Genomic DNA, 17,658 nt, shown 5'->3' with positions numbered 1-17,658 from the left:
CGGGAGAGGGTGGCCGCAGGTCGGGGGAGGGGGATGCTGTCGCCAGGAATGCAACATCTACAGAGGGAAGAGGCGCCCTCCCCCCGGCCCTCTCCCGGGGGGAGAGGGAGAGTTTGCGCCCATCCCCCCTCCAGGGGAAGGGGCGTTGCTAGTGTCCGAACCCGATCACCTGCCCGAAGGTCTGCCCGGTGAGGATGGTGGGCACCACGCTCATGCCGACGCGCAGCAGATGGTCAGGATCGCTCCGTTTGTCGATGGCGATGCGTACCGGGATTCTTTGCGTCACCTTGACGTAGTTGCCGGTGGCGTTTTCGGGGGGAAGCAGCGAGAAGGCGGCGCCGGTGCCGGCCATGATGCTCTCGACCTTGCCGGTGAAGTGGCGGCCGGGGTAACCGTCGACGGTGAAATCGACCTCCTGTCCCGGGCGCACGTTGGTCAGCTGGCTTTCCTTGTAGTTCGCGGTGACCCACGCGTCCTCAAGGGGGACGATGGCCATGATGGCCTGCCCGGGCTGCACGTAGTTGCCCACCTCGACCCCTTTCCGGGTCACAAAACCGTCGCTGGGGGCGACGATGCGGGTGTAGGAGAGGTTCAGCTTCGCCGCTTCCAGGTCTCCCTGTTTCTGGGCAACCCTGGCATCCTTGGAACCGCTGCCGGACATGCCGATCATTGCCTTGGCGCGGTTTTCCGCTTCCTGCGCTTCCCGCACCTGGGCCAGGGCCACCTTTTGCGCGGTCCGGGCGCGATCCAGTTGCTCCCTGGGGATGACTTCCTTGGCGAAGAGCGCCTCGGCCCGCTTCAGGTCGAGGTTGGCCTGGTCCAGCCGGGCTGCGGCCAGGACGACGTTGGCACGTGCGCTCTCGACCTCGGCGTAGTCGCCGGATGTTTCGTTCTTGGCCATCTCCAGCGATGCGGCAGCGCTTTTCAGTCGCGCCTGGTAGTCAGCCGGGTCCAGCTCCACCAGCAGGTCGCCCTTGTGCACGAACTGGTTGTCCACCACGGCAACACGCTGCACCAGGGCAGGGATGCGGCTGGCCACGGAGTGGACATGGGCCTCGACGAAGGCGTTGTCGGTCTCGATGTGGGTCTTGCTGCGCACCCACTGGCGCAGGCCGAACAGGGTGCCGACCAGGATAAGGATCACGAGGACGATAGCGCCGCGCTGTTTCTTGCTCAGTCCGCCCTTTGCGGGCGCCGTGGTGGGTTCGGTAGTCGTGGTTTCATCTGCCATGTGCGTAGCTCCGGTATCGGGTGCGGCCGGGCGACCGGGCGCTGTCCCGTAGTTGGTTGGTGGTGTCAGACTGTTACAGTTCGCCGGTGGCCCTCTTGACCCTCGCGGCGGCGACCTGGAGATCGAACATGCTGCGATAGTAGTCGGTCCTGGTCTTGGTCAAAAGCGTCTGGGCATCCACGACCTCTGTCGCGGTACCGACGTGCTCCTGGTAGCGGTCCTTGGTGATGCGCAGGTTCTCGACCCCTTGGGTGATCGCCTTCTCCGCGACACGTATGCGGGCGTCGGCAACCTTGAGATCGTTCATGGCCATGCTGTATTCCAGCCGGGTGCGTTCCTCGAGGTCTCTCAGCCTCTCCTCGTCCCGGGAGCGGGTCTGCACCGCCTGCCTCACCCTGGCGGCGGAGGCGGGGCCGTCGAAGAGGTTTACCTTGAAGCCGACGGTCAGCGCGGTGATGGACTGCTCGCGCACCTTGCTGTTGGAGAGGTAGTCCACGCCGAACTTGGCGAAGAATTCGGGGTAGTGGCTGATCTTTGCCTCTTTGATGGCGAATTCGTCGGCGCCGACGATGGCCTTGAGTGCCGAGATTTCGCCCCGTTGGGAGAGATCGGGGGCGCCATCCTGGCCCTGCAGTTGCGGGCGCTGCGTCTCGTCCTTCAATTCGGCGCGGAACTCGGGGCGGGCGCCGGTCAGGTAGTTCAACAGCAGCCAGCCGTTCTCCACCTCGTTCTGCGCGCTCAGGACGTTCTGGCGGCTGGAAGCGACCCGCACCTCCGCCTGCAACAGGTCGTTCCTGGTGACCACCCCCTCGTCAAAGAGGGCCTGCACGGTTGTCCGGTGCGATTCCATCTGAACTACCTCGTCCGCCGCGGCCTGCACCAGTTTCTGGGCAGTCAGAATGCCGTAGTACGCCTGCACGACCTGCAGGAAAAGGTCCTGCTGGTTCCCGGAATAGGAATACTGGGCAGCCTCCCCCCGCAACCTGGCCATCCCCTCGTTGTCACTGGTGCGGCCGAAGTCGTACAGGGTCTGGTAGACGCTGAAGTTGAAGAAGGGGTAGCGCGGGTCCTGGGTCTCCTGTGACTGGTTGCCGAACTTGAAGGCCTGGGCCTTGGCCTGGGCGACGTACCCTCCTTGCAGGTCGATGCGTGGGAGTCTCGTGGAGCGCGCCACGTTGACCTGCTCACGGGCGATCTCCACCTCGCGCGAGGCCGATTTGAGTCCGCGGCTGGTGGTTGTGGCGTGGTCCAGGGCTTCCCTGAGGGTAAGCGTTTCCGCCTGTGCGACGCCGGTCAGCGCCAGGAATAACAGTGCCAGTGGCACTAGAAGGTTACGCATGAAAACTCCTGAATCAGTTCCTGATTTTGTTGAGCAACGATTTCAAGGTTTCCACTTCGTGCTGTTCCAGTTTGGCGATGAACTCACCCTGGGCCCGTAGTGCAATCGGCGCCAGTTCCGGACCGAGCGCCTTTCCTTTTTCGGTGAGGCACACACGGTAAGCGCGACGGTCGGCCGGGTCGGGACGACGCTCCACCAGTCCTTCCTTTTGCAGCCGGTCAATGAGGCCGCCCATGGTGGTTCTGTCGATCTGGCTCTTGGCCGAGAGCACGGCCTGGCTGATGCCGTCTTCGCGCCACAAAAAGCAGAGCAGACCAAACTGCTGCGGAGTCAGGTCGTACTGGTCGAAGTGTTCCTTGAAGATGAGGCAAGCACGTTGGTAGGCCTTGGCAAGCAAAAAACCGACGTTGTTTTCGACGTCGATAGGTGTGTTTTCAGGTTTTTCCATGGGGGGCTCCGGCGCGTAACACTCTGAATTGGTTTAGCAGTATGCACATAATCAGTATGCTGTCAATCAAGATGATGGCTCTGTCACAATGAGACGTCAATGACAGTGCGGCAGGACAAACAAAAACGGCGCCGGACTTCTGTCCGGCGCCTGGAATGCTAGGGGGAGGTGTGCACTAACGCTGAGCTACTTTTTCCTGTACAGGAGGCTGGTTTTCCTTGGGCGTCCCCTTTTCCTTCTGCTGTTCCGGCTGTTTGAAAGGGGGGAGGCGGTACAGTCTCTGGTACATCTGCATGCTGCTCACCACTTTCTTCACGTATTCGCGCGTTTCCCTGAACGGAATGCTTTCCACGAACTCATCCTGGGGTAGATCGCCGTAGGCCTTCTGCCAGCGCTTGACGTTGCCGGAACCGGCATTGTAGGCGGCGACGGTGAGGGTAAGGTTGCGGTCGTACAGCTCCAGCAGGTCCTTCAGGTGCCGGGTGCCCAGCTTGATGTTGAGGTCGGGACTGGTGAGGCGTTTGGAATCACCCTTGGACATGGCCTCCGCGGTGGAGGGCATGATCTGCATCAGGCCGACCGCACCCACCGGCGAGAGGGCCGCAGGGAAGTAGTTGCTCTCGGTGCGCATCACTGCGTACACCAGGCTCTCCGGAACGGCGTGGGCTGCGGCACTCTTCGCTACGTCGTCGCGGAAGGCGAGGGGGTAGGTTACCCCGAGTACGGTGGCGTTGTCCTTGTCGCCGCGCCGGGGCTTGTCGTTGGCCATGGTGTGGAAGGCGCCGTTGTAGTTCCCCATCTCCAGGTACAGCCTGGCGATCCCCGCCGGGTTCTTTCCCTTCTTGGAAAGAGACAGTTCCCGCGCGGCCTCTTCGAAGAGCCCAAGAGTGATCAGCGCCTTCTCGCGCTCGAAGCCGGCCGGCATGGGGAGCACTTCCGCCAGGTTCTTCGGGGGCTGCGGCAGCGCCTCTCCGCCCAGGAACTGGTTGCTGATCAGCGCATAGTAGCCAAGCGGGAACTCGGCGGCAAGGGTGGCCAGCACCGATTGGGCGCCCTTGTCGTCGCCGGTCAGGGTGAGCGCCCGGGCCAGCCAGTAGAGCGCCTTGTCGCGCAGGTCTTCGCGTTCAGCGAGCTTCCTGAACTGGGTGGCGGCCTCCTGGTAGTCATGGGCCTGATAGCTGCACCAGGCTGCTTCCCAGAGCGCGTTGCCGTTTTTCTGGCTGGGGGCCATGGCGAGATACTTCTTGAACAGCGGCACCGCCTGGCTCCACTGCCTTTGGAAACGCTTCAGGTAGGCTGCCTCCAGCATCGCCTCCTGGGCCACGGTGCCGCCCTTGGCGTCCTGTCCGAGTTTGAGGAAGAGCTGGAAGGCTTCGTCACCCTTGCCAGCCTTGTCAAGGGTGCGCGCCAGCCAGAGATCGGCCTCTGTATTGCCCGGCAGCGAGCTGAAGGTGCTTTGCGCCTGCTGGTAGCGCTTGGAGCGGTACAGGGCCTGCCCCTTCTTGAACTTCACCTTACGGGCGAACTCCTCGTTCTCCCCGGCGAGCGGGATCTCGGCGTAGGCCTCCGCCGCTTTCAGGTGACGGCCGAGGTCGGACAGGGTGCCGGCGCGCTTGTACAGTTCGGCGCTCGTGTAGGGATCCACCTTGATGCCTTGGGTGACGAGTGTTTGCACTTCAACTGCCGCCTTGTCGGCAAAGGGGGAGGCCGGGTAGACCAGGTAGATGTTGCGCAGGGCAGCTGCTGCGGCAGCCTGGTCGCCCAGCTTGATCTTGCACAGGGCGGAGCCGAAGATGGCGGAGATGGAGTCATTGCCGGAAGGGTAGCGCTCCACGAAGGTGGCGTAGCTTTGCTGTGCCTCCTTGGGATAGCCCGCCGCGGCCAGGGTGTCGGCGTAGAGGATCAGGGTCTGGCGCGCCAGGCGGCTGTCGGCGTGGTCCTTGAGCAGCTTGTACAGGGGAGGTAGAGCCTGGTCGTGGCGCTGCAGTTTGGACAGGGCGAGGCCCTGGTAGTAGAGGGCGTAGTCGGCCAGGAGCGGGTACCCTTCGGCAGCGATAGGAAGCTGCGCGGCGGCCTCGTCCCACTGCTCCATCTTGGCGGCGGCGATGCCCGTCATGAATGCGCGCAGGGCCGGGTCGTTGATGGCCGCGGCCGCCACGCGGGCGCCACGGAAATCCTTGACCTGCATACGCTGGGCTGCTGTGCTGAGCGATGTGTCGGGTTTGCTGAGGTTGACGGCTGAGGCGGGAAGGGTGGCGTACAACACGATCGCTGCTGCTGCAATGGTACGGCAAAACATGGCTACTCCCTGTCGGTACAAAAGCTAACCCGTATTTGTACCTAACCGCAGCGGAAAAGGCAATTCAAAAGCAATGGTGACTTTATGCATGCGGCTGCCACGCAGGTTTCCACGTTCCCTCTCCCGTCGGGAGAGGAGCTGCCGGAAGAATCATTGTCTCGTGCTTATCCGCCTCTTTCTTGACTTTCGGATGTCCCTTCTGCATTATCCAACGGTACTGATTTCAACGATTTCCGAAGGGGTTCTGTAATGCGTAAAGGTAAAGACTCCATCATGAGGCTGCTCGGTAAGGGGGAACCGGTTCCATACCGGCAGATGCTGAAGGCTCTCAACGTATCCCGGCACGAGCGCGGGCGCCTTGACGACATGCTCGATTACCTGGTGGAGACCGGGGAGATAGCCAAGCTGCCGGGACGGATCTACACGATGGCCGGAGCGGGGGGTACCGTGCGTGGCAAGCTCTCCACGCACCGGGACGGCTACGGCTTCGTGATGCCCGAGGACGGCAGCGAGGACCTGTTCGTCCCGGCGCGCTATCTTTCGGAATATATGAACGGCGATACCGTCGAGGCGCAGGTGGTGTCGACCCGGCGCGACGGCAAAAGGGAGGGACGCGTAACGGCGCTGGTGCAGCGCGGCGTTACCGAGATCGTGGGGCGCTTTGAGGCGGTAGGGAAGGGGGGGCGGGTCATCCCGGACGACCCCAAGCTTGGTCGTGACCTGTTCGTAACGCCCGGCCCCGCAGGTGGTGCCTCCAAGGCCAAGGACGGCCAAATCGTGCTGGCGGCGATTACCTCGTACCCCGCAGGCGCACGTCCCCTGGAGGGACGTATCATCGAGGTGCTGGGTGAGGCGAACGACCCGGAAGTCGAGGCGCTGACAGTTATCAAGAAGTACGAGCTGCCTCACGTCTTCGACGAGAAGGTCATGGCCGAGGCGGAACAGCAGCCCCAGCAGGTGACCGAGGAGGCCATCCAGGGACGGGTGGATCTGCGCCAGAGACTCACCGTCACCATCGACGGTGAGACCGCCCGTGACTTCGACGACGCCGTTTCGGTCGCCCGTGAAGGGGACAAGATCCGGCTCTGGGTATCCATCGCCGACGTCTCGCACTATGTTATCGAGGGGTCGCGCCTGGACACCGAGGCCTACCTGCGCGGCACCTCGGTCTACTTCCCGGACCGCTGCATCCCGATGCTCCCCGAGCAGCTCTCCAACGGCATCTGCTCGTTGAACCCGCAGGTGGACCGCCTGACCATGACTGCCGAGATGCTCTTTGACTCGGATGGGGCGCGGGTGGACCAGAAGTTCTATACCAGCGTCATCAAGAGCGCGGCCCGGCTCACCTATACTACGGTCAAAAAGATCCTGGTGGACCAGGACGCTGAGGCGATCGAGGCGAACCGGCACCTGGTTGCGGACCTGAAGGTGATGGAGGAGCTATCCCTCAGGCTGAACGCGGTGCGCAAGGGGAGGGGGAGCATCGACTTTGACCTTCCCGAGCCGCAGATCATCCTGGACCTGCAGGGTGAGACCACCGCAATCGTCCGGGCCGAGAGAAACCTCGCCCACCGCATCATCGAGGAGTTCATGCTGGCGGCCAACGAGGCGGTGGCCCATTTCCTGGAGTCGACCCCGGTGCCGTCCCTGTACCGCATCCACGAGAACCCGGACCCGGTCAAGCTGCAGGACCTCTCCGAGTTCGTGTTCGGCTTCGGCTACATCCTCAAGGTAGAGGACGAGAAGGTTAACCCGGTGGCGCTGCAGAAGCTCCTCGTCGAGGTGGCGGGAAAACCGGAGGAGCGGCTCATCAACGAGGTGCTCCTGCGCTGCATGAAACAGGCGCGCTACAGCGCAGAGAACCTCGGGCACTTCGGCCTCGCCGCCTCCTCCTACACCCACTTCACCTCGCCCATCCGGCGCTACCCGGACCTCGTGGTGCACCGCATCCTGAAGAGGGTCCTGGCCGGGAAGATGAAGCAGGCTGACAAGGACCGGCTGGAGGCGCGGCTCCCGGAGACCGGGCTGCACACCAGCAAGCGCGAGCGGGTCGCCATGGAGGCCGAGCGCGAGATGGTCGACCTGAAGAAGATGCAGTTCATGCGCGACAAGATCGGCGAGGAGTACGACGGCTACATCACCGGCGTGGCCCCCTTCGGCCTCTTCGTGGAACTGGTCGACCTCTTCGTGGAGGGGATGGTGCCGGTGGCGACGCTCCCCCAGGACTACTACGTGCACCTGGAGAAGAGCCACGCCCTGGTGGGGGAGAGAAGCCGCGCCATGTACCGTATCGCCGACAAGATCCGGGTAAAGGTGGCTGCGGTGAACGAGCCGCGCAAGCAGGTCGAGTTCGCCCTGGTGGGCACCCTGGAGAAGCGTCCCATCGAGCCGATCGCCGACGTGCGCAACGCCTACCAGCGCATCCCCATCAAGGGGAAGCGACCCAAGCCCAAACGCCGTTGAAAGCTATTGCGCTGGCTTTCCGCGCTGTGGTATAGAATTAGTTTGAGCTATGCGCGGCATTAATTAGGAGATACACGTTTTATGGCTGAAGAAAAGGTACTGCCGTTCATGGAGCACCTGGTTGAACTCCGGAAGCGGCTCATCGTCTGCGTTTTCGCCATCATCATCGGCATGGGGGTCGCCTGGAACTTTTCCACCGACCTCTTGAAGTTCGTGGAGCAACCGCTGACCGGCAAGACCTACCTGTCCGAGATAAAGAAATCCCTCTACGAGAAGGTGAAGCAGAGCTACCCGGAGGCGTACCAGCGCATGAAGCTGGGCGACGAGCACGCGGTCGCGGAAAAGCCGCGCATGTTGAACTACAGCGCGCCGCTGGAGCCGTTCTTCGTGCAGTGCAAGATCTCGATGCTGGCTGGTCTGGTCATCGTGCTTCCGGTCCTGTTCCACCAGTTTTGGCTCTTCGTGGCACCGGGACTGACACGCAAGGAGCGCCGGCTGGTGGTTCCGTTCGTCACCACGGCCTCCCTCGCCTTTTGCGCCGGGGCGATGTTTTTCCTGGTCATCATCTGGCCGGTGATCATCAACTTCTCCCTCTCCTACGAAGCGAGCGGCTTGCAAAGCTGGTACAACATCTCCTCCTACATCAACTTCTGCCTGCGGCTGATCCTGATGTTCGGGCTCATCTTCGAACTGCCGATCCTGGCCCTGCTATTGGCCCGCTTCGGCATCGTCAACTACCGCATGTTGGCCACCCGCAGGAAGTACGCGCTCCTGGCCAGCGCCATCGTCGCCGCCTTCCATGCGGACCTCGTTACCATGTTCGTCATCATGATCCCGCTCTATCTCATGTACGAGATCAGCATCTGGGTCGCGCTCCTCTTCGGGAAGAAGAAAGTTCCCCAGGCGGACGTCGAACCGGCCGAGGCGTGAGGATCCCTTCCCTTCATGGTCATCTTTAAAAGCGTTTCCGAAATCAGGGAAAAACTGCGTCGGCCGGTGGTCACCATCGGCAACTTCGACGGCGTGCATCTCGGTCACCGCGAAATATTCCGCAGGGTGCGGGATTTAGCCCGCGAGATCGGCGGCGTCTCTGTGGTGATCACCTTCGCGCCGCATCCCCTGAAGGTGGTTGCGGCACACCAGGAGGTGCGGCTCATCACCACCTGTCGTGAAAAAGAGGCCCTCATCGAGGGGTCCGGCATCGACTACCTGCTGGAGATTCCCTTCGACAGGACCTTTGCCGCCATGCCTGCCGCGGACTTCGTGCAGCGGGTGCTGGTCGACGCCATCGGCCTGGAGCGGCTGGTGATCGGTTACGACTACGCTTTCGGACGCGGCCGGGAAGGGGACGTGAAGCTCCTGAGGGAACTGGGGGCGCGCTTTGGCTACAGCGTCGAAGAACTGCAGCCCATTTCCGACGGCGCCACGGTCTACAGCTCCACTGCGGTCCGCCGGTTGGTCAGCGCCGGCGATGTCGCCGCGGCCTCCAAGCTGCTGGGACGGCACTTCTCCATCACCGGCACGGTGGTGCACGGCCACGAGCGGGGGCGGGGGTTGGGCTTTCCCACCGCCAACATCGATACCGACAAGGACCTGATCCCGTCCATCGGCGTCTATGCGGTCAAGGTCTGCCTGGGTGACCGGCTTCTGGACGGCGCTTGCAACATCGGCCCGAATCCGACCTTCGGCAACGAGCGTCTCTCCATCGAGGTCTTCCTGCTTGATTTCGAGGAGAATCTTTATGACCGCGAGATCACGCTCTTCTTCATCGAGCGGCTGCGCGGCGAGAAACGGTTCGCCAACCTCGACGAATTGAAGATTGCTATCGCGGCCGACGTGGAGCGCTGCCGCGAGATGCTCCGGGAGGCCCGGCCGGTTGCCTCGGAGAGCGGCGGTGACTGGGACTGTGTCGCCCGGCCCAGTGCGGGCGCCAAACACTAACTCAGTAAGACCGAAGACAGGAGCTGGAATGTCAACACGAAAACTCGATAAAAAGCTTTTGTTCGGCCTTGTCATCAGCGCCGTATGTCTCCTTCTGCTGTTCCGCAAGATTGACTTCCACAAGATGGCAGAGGCATTCGCCGAGCTGGATTACCGCTACCTGGTGCCGGCGCTCGTGCTTACCTTCATCAGTTACTACCTGCGCGCCGTGCGCTGGAAGTTCCTGCTGCTCCCCATCAAAAATACCAGCCTGGGCAACCTGTTCCCTTCCACACTGATTGGCTACATGGCCAACAACCTGCTGCCGGCGCGGTTGGGCGAGTTTGTGCGCGCTTACTCGCTTGGGAACAAGGAGGGGATCGGCACCAGCGCCGTATTCGCCTCGCTGGTGCTGGACCGGTTGTGCGACGGCTTCACCATTTTGTTGGTGCTCCTGATCACCTTCTTCACCATCAGGCTCCCGGCCGGGATGGCGGGTGTCCAGCACGCACTGGTCACCGGCGGCTACATTACCTTCGCGCTCTACATCGGTGTATTGGTCTTTTTGTTCCTGCTCAGGCGGCACACCGAGTTCACCCTTGGGGTGGTGGCGCGCCTGGTGCGCCCGGTGGCCCCCCACCTGGGAGCGAAGATCGACACCATGCTTCGCTCTTTCATCTCGGGCATCCGCTTCCCCAGCACCGCAGGCAGCATCATCGGAACCCTGGTCAGCTCGCTCTTGATCTGGGCCTGCGCCATTTGGCCCCTGGACCTGATGCTGCGCGCCTTCGGCGTCATGCTCCCTCCCACGGCAGCCATGTTCATCATGGTCTTCCTGGTCTTCGCAGTCATGGTGCCGGCCTCGCCTGGATTCATCGGGACCTATCACCTCGCCTGTGTCACCGCCCTGTCCGCCTTCCAGATCGGGAGCGAACGCGCCCTCAGCATCGCCATAGTGATCCACGCCATGGGCTTTTTCCCGGTCACCGTCGTCGGGCTGTGCTGCCTGTGGCGCGACAAGCTTTCCATCCGGAACATCAGTGAAAATACCTCCCAGGAGCAGCTGCGTGAACAATAACGGAATCCTGGGCAGGCTGGACGGTTTCGCTATCCTGGCTTTCAGCATCCCCTTGTTCATCTACCTTTTGACACTGGCCCCCACGGTCACCTTTTTCGACAGCGGCGAGTTCTTGACCGCTATCGCGTCGCTGGGGACCGCTCACTCGCCCGGGTACCCGCTGTTCATCAACTACGCCAAGCCCTTTACCTTTCTCCCCATTGGCAGCATCGCCTTCAGGTGCAACTTTGCCACCGCGGTTTCGGCGGGCCTTGCCTGCTATGGCGTCTACCTGTTGACGGTGAAATTCCTGGAAGGGGAAGAGACGGCGTGGCAGGGGCGCTTCCGGCAGCTGCCGGTAAAGTTCTCCGCCCTGGCCGCTGCCGTCACCTTCGCCTGTACCGCGAGGCTGTGGCTGCAGTCCAACCATGACAAGCCCTACCCGCTCTTGGCCTTCATCTGTGCGATGGTCTTCTACTTGATGCTTCTTTGGCGCGAGAGTTATCTCGCCGGCGAGGAGCGTCCTGCGTACGTCTATCTCGGGGCCTTTCTCTGCGGTCTCGGTGCCGGCGCCCATCAGATCATGGTGCTGATGATCCCGACCTACGCCTTTCTGCTCTGGTCCGCCGACCACCGTGTCGTGCTGCGTTTCAAGGAGTTTTTCATCGCTTTCGCCTTTGGCGTGCTCGGTTTCAGCATCCACCTGCACCTGATAGTGCGCGCCTTCCAGCACCCGGTGCTTAACTGGGGCGACTCCAAGAACCTGGAACAGTTCCTCTGGAACATGCTGCGCAAGGGGTATCCGACCGAGAAGCCCAACCGCGACCTGGGCTTGCTCTGGGCACAGCTGAACGCTTTCAACGTCCCCTACGAGTTCACCGTGGTGGGCATGGCGCTCCTGATCATCGGTCTTGCTTACCTCTGCGTGAAGAAGCGCGAGCTGGTGCTTGGCTACCTGATCGCTCTCGGCACGTTCCTGGCGGTGATCGTCGGCTACTTCAACACCCCGGGCGAGTTTATCTTCCTGACCGAGGAGTTTTTCACCCCGCTCTACTGCCTCTCTGCCGTCTTCATCGGCGTGGGGCTCTTCACCATCTTCAAGGAGGCCAACCAGCGTCTATCCGATTCGGTTCCGCTGCGTGTGGGGCTCCTGGCGCTGTTGTTCATGCTCCCGCTCACCATTTTCGCCCGCAACTTCGTGGAGAACGACCAGCACGAGAACTACATCGCCTTCGACTATGCCAGCAACACGCTCCGCTCGCTGCCGCAGAACGCGGTGATGTACACCTGGGGGGACTCCGGCGCCTTTCCGCTGTGGTACCTGCAGGGAGTGGAGCGGATGCGCGAGGACCTCGACCTGCCCCACACGCCGCACCTGGTGTTCGACTGGTACCTGGACAGCATGCCCCGCATGTTCAAGGGGAGCCAGTTGTACAACCTGCCGAAGGATTCCCGTTCCCCAGAGAACACACTGCTCACCTCGGTCATGGAGCAGGGCAGCCGTCGCCCGGTCTTTGTCGACTTCTCAACCAAGTACTCGCTCGATTTACCCAACTTCGTGCTGCACCAGCGCGGCATCATCTTCCGGCTGGATAGCCCCAGCGTGCCGCAGTCACCGCCCGATCTGGATGCCTGGCCCATCTACTCCCTGCGCGGCGTGCTTGGCGACCATGACATGTTCTTCCGCGATCTCGATACCGGCAAGGCGATCCTGATCTACGCCACCTCCCTGATGGAGTCCGGGCAGATGCGGCTGCGCATGGGGCAGAAGGAGATGGGTGTGCGTGACCTCCAGATGGCAGCGGCCATCTCTCCTGAGACCAAGCCCCAGATCGACGAGATTCTGAGGGCGAACGGGGTGCAGTGATGGCGATCACGGGAAAGACCACGGTAACAGGGATCATCGGCTGGCCGGTATCCCATTCGCTTTCGCCGGTGCTGCACAACGGCGCCTTCCAGGCACTGGGCCTGGACTGGATCTACGTCCCGTTCCCGGTGGCGCCCGAGCGGCTCGCCGAAGGGATCGCCGGGCTCAAGTCGGTCGGTGTGGCCGGCTTCAGCGTCACCATTCCGCACAAGGTCGCCATTATCCCGCTGCTGGACCAGGTGACCCCGGAGGCGGAGCTGATCGGTGCGGTCAACACCGTGGTGGCGCGGGAAGGAAAGCTAGTCGGGTACAACACCGACGGTATCGGCCTCATCACCGCGCTGCGCGAGAAGCTTTCCTTCGACCCGAACGGAAAGAACGTACTGGTGCTCGGGGCAGGGGGCGCTGCCCGCAGCGCCGTGGTGTCGCTGGCCTTGGCCGGGGCAACCGGGATCACCATCGCCAACCGCTCGCCCGACTCGGCTGCGGCACTGGCGCACCTGGTCGCGGCGCGCCTGACGCAGAGCCGGTTGGTTACTCGCGGTCTCGATTGCCTATCCGATGCAGGCTTCATGGGCGTATTCGACCTCGTAGTCAACACCACCTCGGTGGGGATGGCAGGTGACTCTTTCCCAGGGCTCGCGCTCTCGTCCTTGCAGTCTGGGGCATGCCTTTACGACATGGTTTACGCCCCCCCGGTCACGCCGCTGCTGGCCCAGGCCGGGGCGCTAGGAATCCCCTGCGCCAATGGCTTCGCCATGCTGGTGGCACAGGGGGAGGCGGCGTTCCGGATCTGGACCGGGGCCACTCCGCCCAAGGGGTGCATGGAGGGGGCTCTGGCGGCGCTGCTGTAGCTGAGAGCTATTCCTTGACATTAAGGCAAATACAAAATACCATTCACAGGTTATTTAACCCCCTGAGGTAGCTATGCACGTAAGCAGACTGGGTGAACTGCTGGTCACAAACAACCTGATCACCAAGGAACAGCTGAAGCAGGCGCTTGCGGAACAGAAAGCTGCGGGCGGCCAACTGCGTCTGGGCTCTATTCTGGTCAGGGATGGTCTGATCAACGAGGCAGATCTCACCTCGTTTCTCTCCAAGCAATACGGTGTTCCTACTATCAACCTCGCCGACTACGAGGTCGATGCCGCCGTCGTCAAGATCATTCCCGCCGAAATAGCGCACAAGTACCAGATCGTTCCCGTTAACAGGGCCGGGTCCACGCTCATCATCGCCATGAGCGACCCCAGTAACATCTTTGCTATCGACGACATCAAGTTCATGACCGGCTACAACGTGGAAGTGGTCGTGGTGGCCGAGAGCTCCATCAAGACGGCCATCGACAGGTTCTACGACCAGAGCGCCTCTCTGGCCGACGTGATGAGCGACCTGGAGATGGAGGACCTGGAGGTCATCGGCGACGAGGAGGAGATCGATGTCGGCTCCCTGGAGCGCGCTACCGAGGACGCCCCGGTCGTCAAGCTGGTCAACCTCATCCTCACCGACGCGATCAAGAAGAAGGCGTCCGATATTCATATCGAGCCCTACGAGAAATACTTCCGCGTCCGCTACCGCATCGACGGCGTGCTCTACGAGGTGATGAAGCCCCCCCTGAAGCTGAAAAACGCCATCACCTCCCGCATCAAGATCATGAGCGAGCTGGACATCGCCGAGCGGCGCCTGCCCCAGGACGGTCGTATCAAGATCAAACTGGGGGGCGGCAAGGACATGGACTTCCGTGTCTCGGTGCTCCCTACCCTGTTCGGCGAGAAGATCGTCCTGCGTCTTCTGGACAAGAGCAACCTGCAGCTGGACATGACCAAGCTGGGATACGAACCCGAGGCGCTGGAGCACTTCCAGCGTGAGATCCACAAGCCCTTCGGCATGGTGCTGGTTACCGGTCCTACTGGTAGCGGCAAAACGGTTTCGCTCTACTCTGCGCTCTCCGAGCTGAACAAGGTCACCGAGAACATCTCCACCGCCGAGGACCCGGTCGAGTTCAACTTCGCCGGCATCAACCAGGTGCAGATGCACGAGGACATAGGCCTCAACTTCGCGGCTGCCCTGCGTGCCTTCCTGCGCCAGGACCCGGACGTAATCATGATCGGCGAGATCCGTGACTTCGAGACCGCGGAGATCGGCGTCAAGGCTGCCTTGACCGGCCACCTGGTGCTCTCGACCCTGCACACCAACGACGCCCCCTCGACCATCAACCGTCTGCTCAATATGGGCATCGAGCCCTTCCTGGTCGCCTCGGCGGTGAATCTGATCACGGCCCAGCGCCTGGCGCGCCGCGTCTGCGGCGAGTGCAAGGTGGTCGAGGAGGTGCCGGTGCAGGCCCTGATCGACGCCGGCGTACCGGCCGACCAAGCCCCGTCCGTGGTCTGCTTCCACGGCACCGGCTGTCCCAAGTGCAACGGTACCGGCTACAAGGGGAGGGTAGGCTTCTACCAGGTCATGCCGATGCTGGAACCGATCCGCGAGCTGATCCTCAACGGTGCCAACACCGCCGAGATCAAGCGCGAGTCCATGCGCCTGGGGGTCAAGACCATGCGCCAGTCCGGGCTCACCAAGCTCATGGAAGGGGTCACTTCATTCGAGGAAGTTCTGAGGGTTACGGTCGCCGATGACTGACGCCACCAAAGGGTAACGGAGACGAGGTATTCATGATCAACTTTCATCAAATGCTCAAGGAACTGGTGGAGAGGGGCGGATCCGACCTCCATATCACCACCAATACCTCCCCGCAGATCCGCATCGACGGTAGACTCACCCCAATGGACGTCCCACCGCTCACCGCGATCGAGACCAAGCAGCTTTGCTACAGCATACTCACCGATGCTCAAAAGCACCGCTTCGAGGAGGAAAACGAGCTGGACCTTTCCTTCGGCGTGAAGGGGCTGTCGCGCTTCAGGGGGAACATCTTCGTGCAGCGGGGCGCCGTCGCCGGCGTCTTCAGGGTCATCCCGTACAAGATTCTCACCTTCGAGGAACTGGGACTTCCCCCCGTGGTCAGGGCCTTGTGCGACAAGCCGCGCGGCCTGATCCTGGTCACCGGTCCTACCGGTTCCGGCAAGTCGACCACGCTCGCCTCCATGATTGATCACATCAACGTGAACCGTCACGACCACATCGTGACCGTCGAGGACCCGATCGAGTACCTGCACCCGCACAAGGGGTGCATCGTGAACCAGCGCGAGGTGGGAGCCGATACCAAGAGCTTCAAGCACGCCCTGAAGTACGTGCTGCGCCAGGACCCGGACGTGGTCCTGATCGGCGAGTTGCGCGACCTGGAGACCATTGAGGCGGCACTGACCCTGGCCGAGACCGGCCACCTCTGCTTCGCCACCCTGCACACCAACTCTTGCGCACAGACCATGAACAGGATCATCGACGTGTTCCCTCCCTACCAGCAGACCCAGGTGAGGACCCAGCTCTCCTTCGTGCTGGAAGGGGTCATGTCTCAGACACTGATCCCGAAGGCTACCGGGTCGGGGCGCGCGCTGGCGCTCGAGGTTATGGTCCCCAACCCCGCCATCAGGAACCTGATCCGCGAGGACAAGGTGCACCAGATCTACTCGCAGATGCAGGTCGGGCAGGAGAAGTTCGGCATGCAGACCATGAACCAGTGCCTGATGAACCTTTTGTCGCGCCGAGTCATTACCGTGGATGACGCCCTGGGCCGCTCGTCCGAACCCGACGAGCTGAAGCAAATGCTCGCCCCGGGTAGCGCGGCTTCACAGATGAGGCGGCCACCGCAGCGATAGCAGCAGCCAGTCCCGGCCGGTGCCGGGAAAGGAGTAATAAGACATGGCAAAGTTTGATTGGGAAGCAAGAAGCAAGGCGGGCAGCGTCCAAAAGGGCGTCATGGAAGCCGCCAGCGCCTCCATGGTCGAGACGCAGCTTAAGAGATACGGTTTTTCCGGCATCACCATCAAGGAGCAGGGCAAAGGCCTCTCCATGGAGCTGAAGATCCCTGGTTTCGGCGGCCCGAAGAAGATAGAGACCAAGGACCTGGTCGTCTTCACGCGCCAGTTCGCCACCATGATCGACTCGGGCCTGCCGTTGGTGCAGTGTCTGGACATCCTCTCCAGCCAGCAGGAAAACAAGACCTTCAAGGATATCCTGGTAAAGGTCAAGGAAAGCGTGGAAAGCGGCTCCACCTTCGCCGACGCCCTCGCCAAGCACCCCACCGCCTTCGACCAGCTCTACGTCAACCTGGTCGCCGCAGGCGAGGTGGGCGGTATCCTCGATACCATCCTGGCCAGGCTCGCTGCTTATATCGAGAAGGCGATGAAGCTTAAGAAGCAGGTCAAGGGCGCCATGGTCTACCCGATAACCATCATGTCCATCGCCGTGATCGTCGTAGGCGTCATCCTGGTCTTCGTCATTCCGACTTTCGCGAAGATGTTTGCCGATTTCGGCGGCGAGTTGCCGGCACCGACCAAATTCGTCATCGCGCTTTCCAACTTCCTGGTCAAGTACATCGTCGTGATCATTGCAGCCATGTTCGGTATAAAATACGGCATCGGCAAGTACTACAACACGGAAAACGGCAGGAAGGTTCTCGACGCCTTTGCGCTCAAGGCGCCCATTGCCGGGCCGCTGATCCGCAAGGTCTCGGTTGCGAAGTTCACCCGCACTCTGGGGACCATGATCAGCTCCGGCGTTCCCATTATGGATGGCCTGGACATCGTCGCCAAGACCGCCGGGAACAAGGTCGTCGAGGCGGCGATCTACAACGTGCGCCAGTCCATTTCCGAGGGCAAGACCATCGCGGAACCGCTGGCGGAAAGCGGCGTCTTTCCTCCCATGGTGGTGCAGATGATCTCCGTTGGCGAGGCGACCGGCGCCATGGATGCCATGCTCAACAAAATCGCTGATTTCTACGATGACGAGGTCGATGACGCCGTTGGCGCCCTCACCGCCATGATGGAGCCGCTGCTCATGGTGTTTCTCGGCACTACGGTCGGCGGACTGGTCATAGCCATGTATCTTCCGATCTTCAAATTGGCCGGTGCGGTTGGCGGTTAA

At 61.9% G+C, this 17,658-nt stretch carries 13 protein-coding genes; 9 read left to right on the top strand and 4 right to left on the bottom strand.

All coding sequences use genetic code 11. The features are described 5' to 3' along the window. Window positions 1–148: 148 nt before the first annotated feature. The 4 genes from K7R21_RS07520 to K7R21_RS07505 all read right to left on the bottom strand — a co-directional run bounded on the left by K7R21_RS07520 (window position 149) and on the right by K7R21_RS07505 (window position 5,317). Window positions 149–1,231 (bottom strand): HlyD family secretion protein, encoded by a 1,083-nt coding sequence (locus K7R21_RS07520; RefSeq protein ID WP_224982653.1) that lies wholly within the window; start codon window positions 1,229–1,231, stop codon window positions 149–151. Between the two features lie 73 nt (window positions 1,232–1,304). Next, window positions 1,305–2,570, bottom strand: a complete 1,266-nt coding sequence (locus tag K7R21_RS07515; protein WP_224982652.1) for a TolC family protein — start codon at window positions 2,568–2,570, stop codon at window positions 1,305–1,307. 13 nt (window positions 2,571–2,583) lie between these two features. Further along, the gene (locus tag K7R21_RS07510) at window positions 2,584–3,018 is read right to left on the bottom strand and encodes a MarR family winged helix-turn-helix transcriptional regulator (protein ID WP_224982651.1); all 435 of its coding nucleotides are present in this window, start codon (window positions 3,016–3,018) and stop codon (window positions 2,584–2,586) included. A 175-nt stretch (window positions 3,019–3,193) separates the two neighbouring features. After that, window positions 3,194–5,317, bottom strand: a complete 2,124-nt coding sequence (locus K7R21_RS07505) for a lytic transglycosylase domain-containing protein (protein ID WP_224982650.1) — start codon at window positions 5,315–5,317, stop codon at window positions 3,194–3,196. 249 nt (window positions 5,318–5,566) lie between these two features. On the opposite strand from K7R21_RS07505, the gene rnr reads away from it, so the two are divergent. The 9 genes from rnr to K7R21_RS07460 all read left to right on the top strand — a co-directional run bounded on the left by rnr (window position 5,567) and on the right by K7R21_RS07460 (window position 17,658). Next, a complete protein-coding gene (gene rnr, locus K7R21_RS07500; RefSeq protein WP_224982649.1) occupies window positions 5,567–7,780 on the top strand; it encodes a ribonuclease R in 2,214 nt (737 codons plus the stop codon). Window positions 7,781–7,861: 81 nt separating this feature from the next. Further along, on the top strand, window positions 7,862–8,710 hold the full coding sequence (gene tatC / locus K7R21_RS07495) for a twin-arginine translocase subunit TatC (protein WP_224982648.1): 849 nt from the start codon (window positions 7,862–7,864) through the stop codon (window positions 8,708–8,710). A gap of 15 nt (window positions 8,711–8,725) precedes the next feature. Continuing rightward, complete coding sequence (locus K7R21_RS07490; protein ID WP_224982647.1) at window positions 8,726–9,721, top strand: bifunctional riboflavin kinase/FAD synthetase; 996 nt, start codon at window positions 8,726–8,728, stop codon at window positions 9,719–9,721. Between the two features lie 28 nt (window positions 9,722–9,749). Continuing rightward, window positions 9,750–10,778: a lysylphosphatidylglycerol synthase transmembrane domain-containing protein gene (locus K7R21_RS07485; RefSeq protein WP_224982646.1), complete on the top strand. Its 1,029-nt coding sequence runs from the start codon at window positions 9,750–9,752 to the stop codon at window positions 10,776–10,778. Then, entirely contained in the window at window positions 10,768–12,624 is a 1,857-nt protein-coding gene (locus tag K7R21_RS07480; protein ID WP_224982645.1) for a glycosyltransferase family 117 protein, read from the top strand. Before K7R21_RS07485 ends, K7R21_RS07480 begins: the two co-directional genes overlap by 11 nt. Further along, window positions 12,624–13,478, top strand: coding sequence for a shikimate dehydrogenase (locus K7R21_RS07475; protein ID WP_224982644.1), 855 nt, complete (start codon window positions 12,624–12,626; stop codon window positions 13,476–13,478). The genes K7R21_RS07480 and K7R21_RS07475 overlap by 1 nt, the downstream gene beginning before the upstream one ends. A 73-nt stretch (window positions 13,479–13,551) precedes the next feature. Continuing rightward, window positions 13,552–15,258 carry a type IV-A pilus assembly ATPase PilB gene (gene pilB / locus K7R21_RS07470; RefSeq protein ID WP_224982643.1) on the top strand — a complete coding sequence of 569 codons (1,707 nt, stop codon included), beginning with the start codon at window positions 13,552–13,554 and terminating at the stop codon, window positions 15,256–15,258. A 32-nt stretch (window positions 15,259–15,290) separates the two neighbouring features. Next, window positions 15,291–16,391, top strand: coding sequence for a type IV pilus twitching motility protein PilT (locus K7R21_RS07465; protein WP_224982642.1), 1,101 nt, complete (start codon window positions 15,291–15,293; stop codon window positions 16,389–16,391). Between the two features lie 43 nt (window positions 16,392–16,434). Further along, window positions 16,435–17,658, top strand: a complete 1,224-nt coding sequence (locus K7R21_RS07460) for a type II secretion system F family protein (RefSeq protein WP_224982641.1) — start codon at window positions 16,435–16,437, stop codon at window positions 17,656–17,658.

Origin of the sequence: Geomonas agri, from assembly GCF_020179605.1 — a bacterium.
In the GTDB taxonomy this organism is placed as follows: domain Bacteria; phylum Desulfobacterota; class Desulfuromonadia; order Geobacterales; family Geobacteraceae; genus Geomonas; species Geomonas agri.
This window is presented reverse-complemented; position numbering and strand designations above follow the sequence as displayed.

What these genes read in the sequence shown, in the direction of transcription:
- K7R21_RS07505 (WP_224982650.1), bottom strand. Translation starts at nt 5,317, where the DNA reads ATGTTTTGCCGTACCATTGCAGCAGCAGCGATCGTGTTGTACGCCACC.
- tatC (WP_224982648.1), top strand. Translation starts at nt 7,862, where the DNA reads ATGGCTGAAGAAAAGGTACTGCCGTTCATGGAGCACCTGGTTGAACTC.
- K7R21_RS07485 (WP_224982646.1), top strand. Translation starts at nt 9,750, where the DNA reads ATGTCAACACGAAAACTCGATAAAAAGCTTTTGTTCGGCCTTGTCATC.
- K7R21_RS07490 (WP_224982647.1), top strand. Translation starts at nt 8,726, where the DNA reads ATGGTCATCTTTAAAAGCGTTTCCGAAATCAGGGAAAAACTGCGTCGG.
- K7R21_RS07515 (WP_224982652.1), bottom strand. Translation starts at nt 2,570, where the DNA reads ATGCGTAACCTTCTAGTGCCACTGGCACTGTTATTCCTGGCGCTGACC.
- rnr (WP_224982649.1), top strand. Translation starts at nt 5,567, where the DNA reads ATGCGTAAAGGTAAAGACTCCATCATGAGGCTGCTCGGTAAGGGGGAA.
- K7R21_RS07510 (WP_224982651.1), bottom strand. Translation starts at nt 3,018, where the DNA reads ATGGAAAAACCTGAAAACACACCTATCGACGTCGAAAACAACGTCGGT.
- K7R21_RS07520 (WP_224982653.1), bottom strand. Translation starts at nt 1,231, where the DNA reads ATGGCAGATGAAACCACGACTACCGAACCCACCACGGCGCCCGCAAAG.
- K7R21_RS07465 (WP_224982642.1), top strand. Translation starts at nt 15,291, where the DNA reads ATGATCAACTTTCATCAAATGCTCAAGGAACTGGTGGAGAGGGGCGGA.
- K7R21_RS07475 (WP_224982644.1), top strand. Translation starts at nt 12,624, where the DNA reads ATGGCGATCACGGGAAAGACCACGGTAACAGGGATCATCGGCTGGCCG.
- pilB (WP_224982643.1), top strand. Translation starts at nt 13,552, where the DNA reads ATGCACGTAAGCAGACTGGGTGAACTGCTGGTCACAAACAACCTGATC.
- K7R21_RS07460 (WP_224982641.1), top strand. Translation starts at nt 16,435, where the DNA reads ATGGCAAAGTTTGATTGGGAAGCAAGAAGCAAGGCGGGCAGCGTCCAA.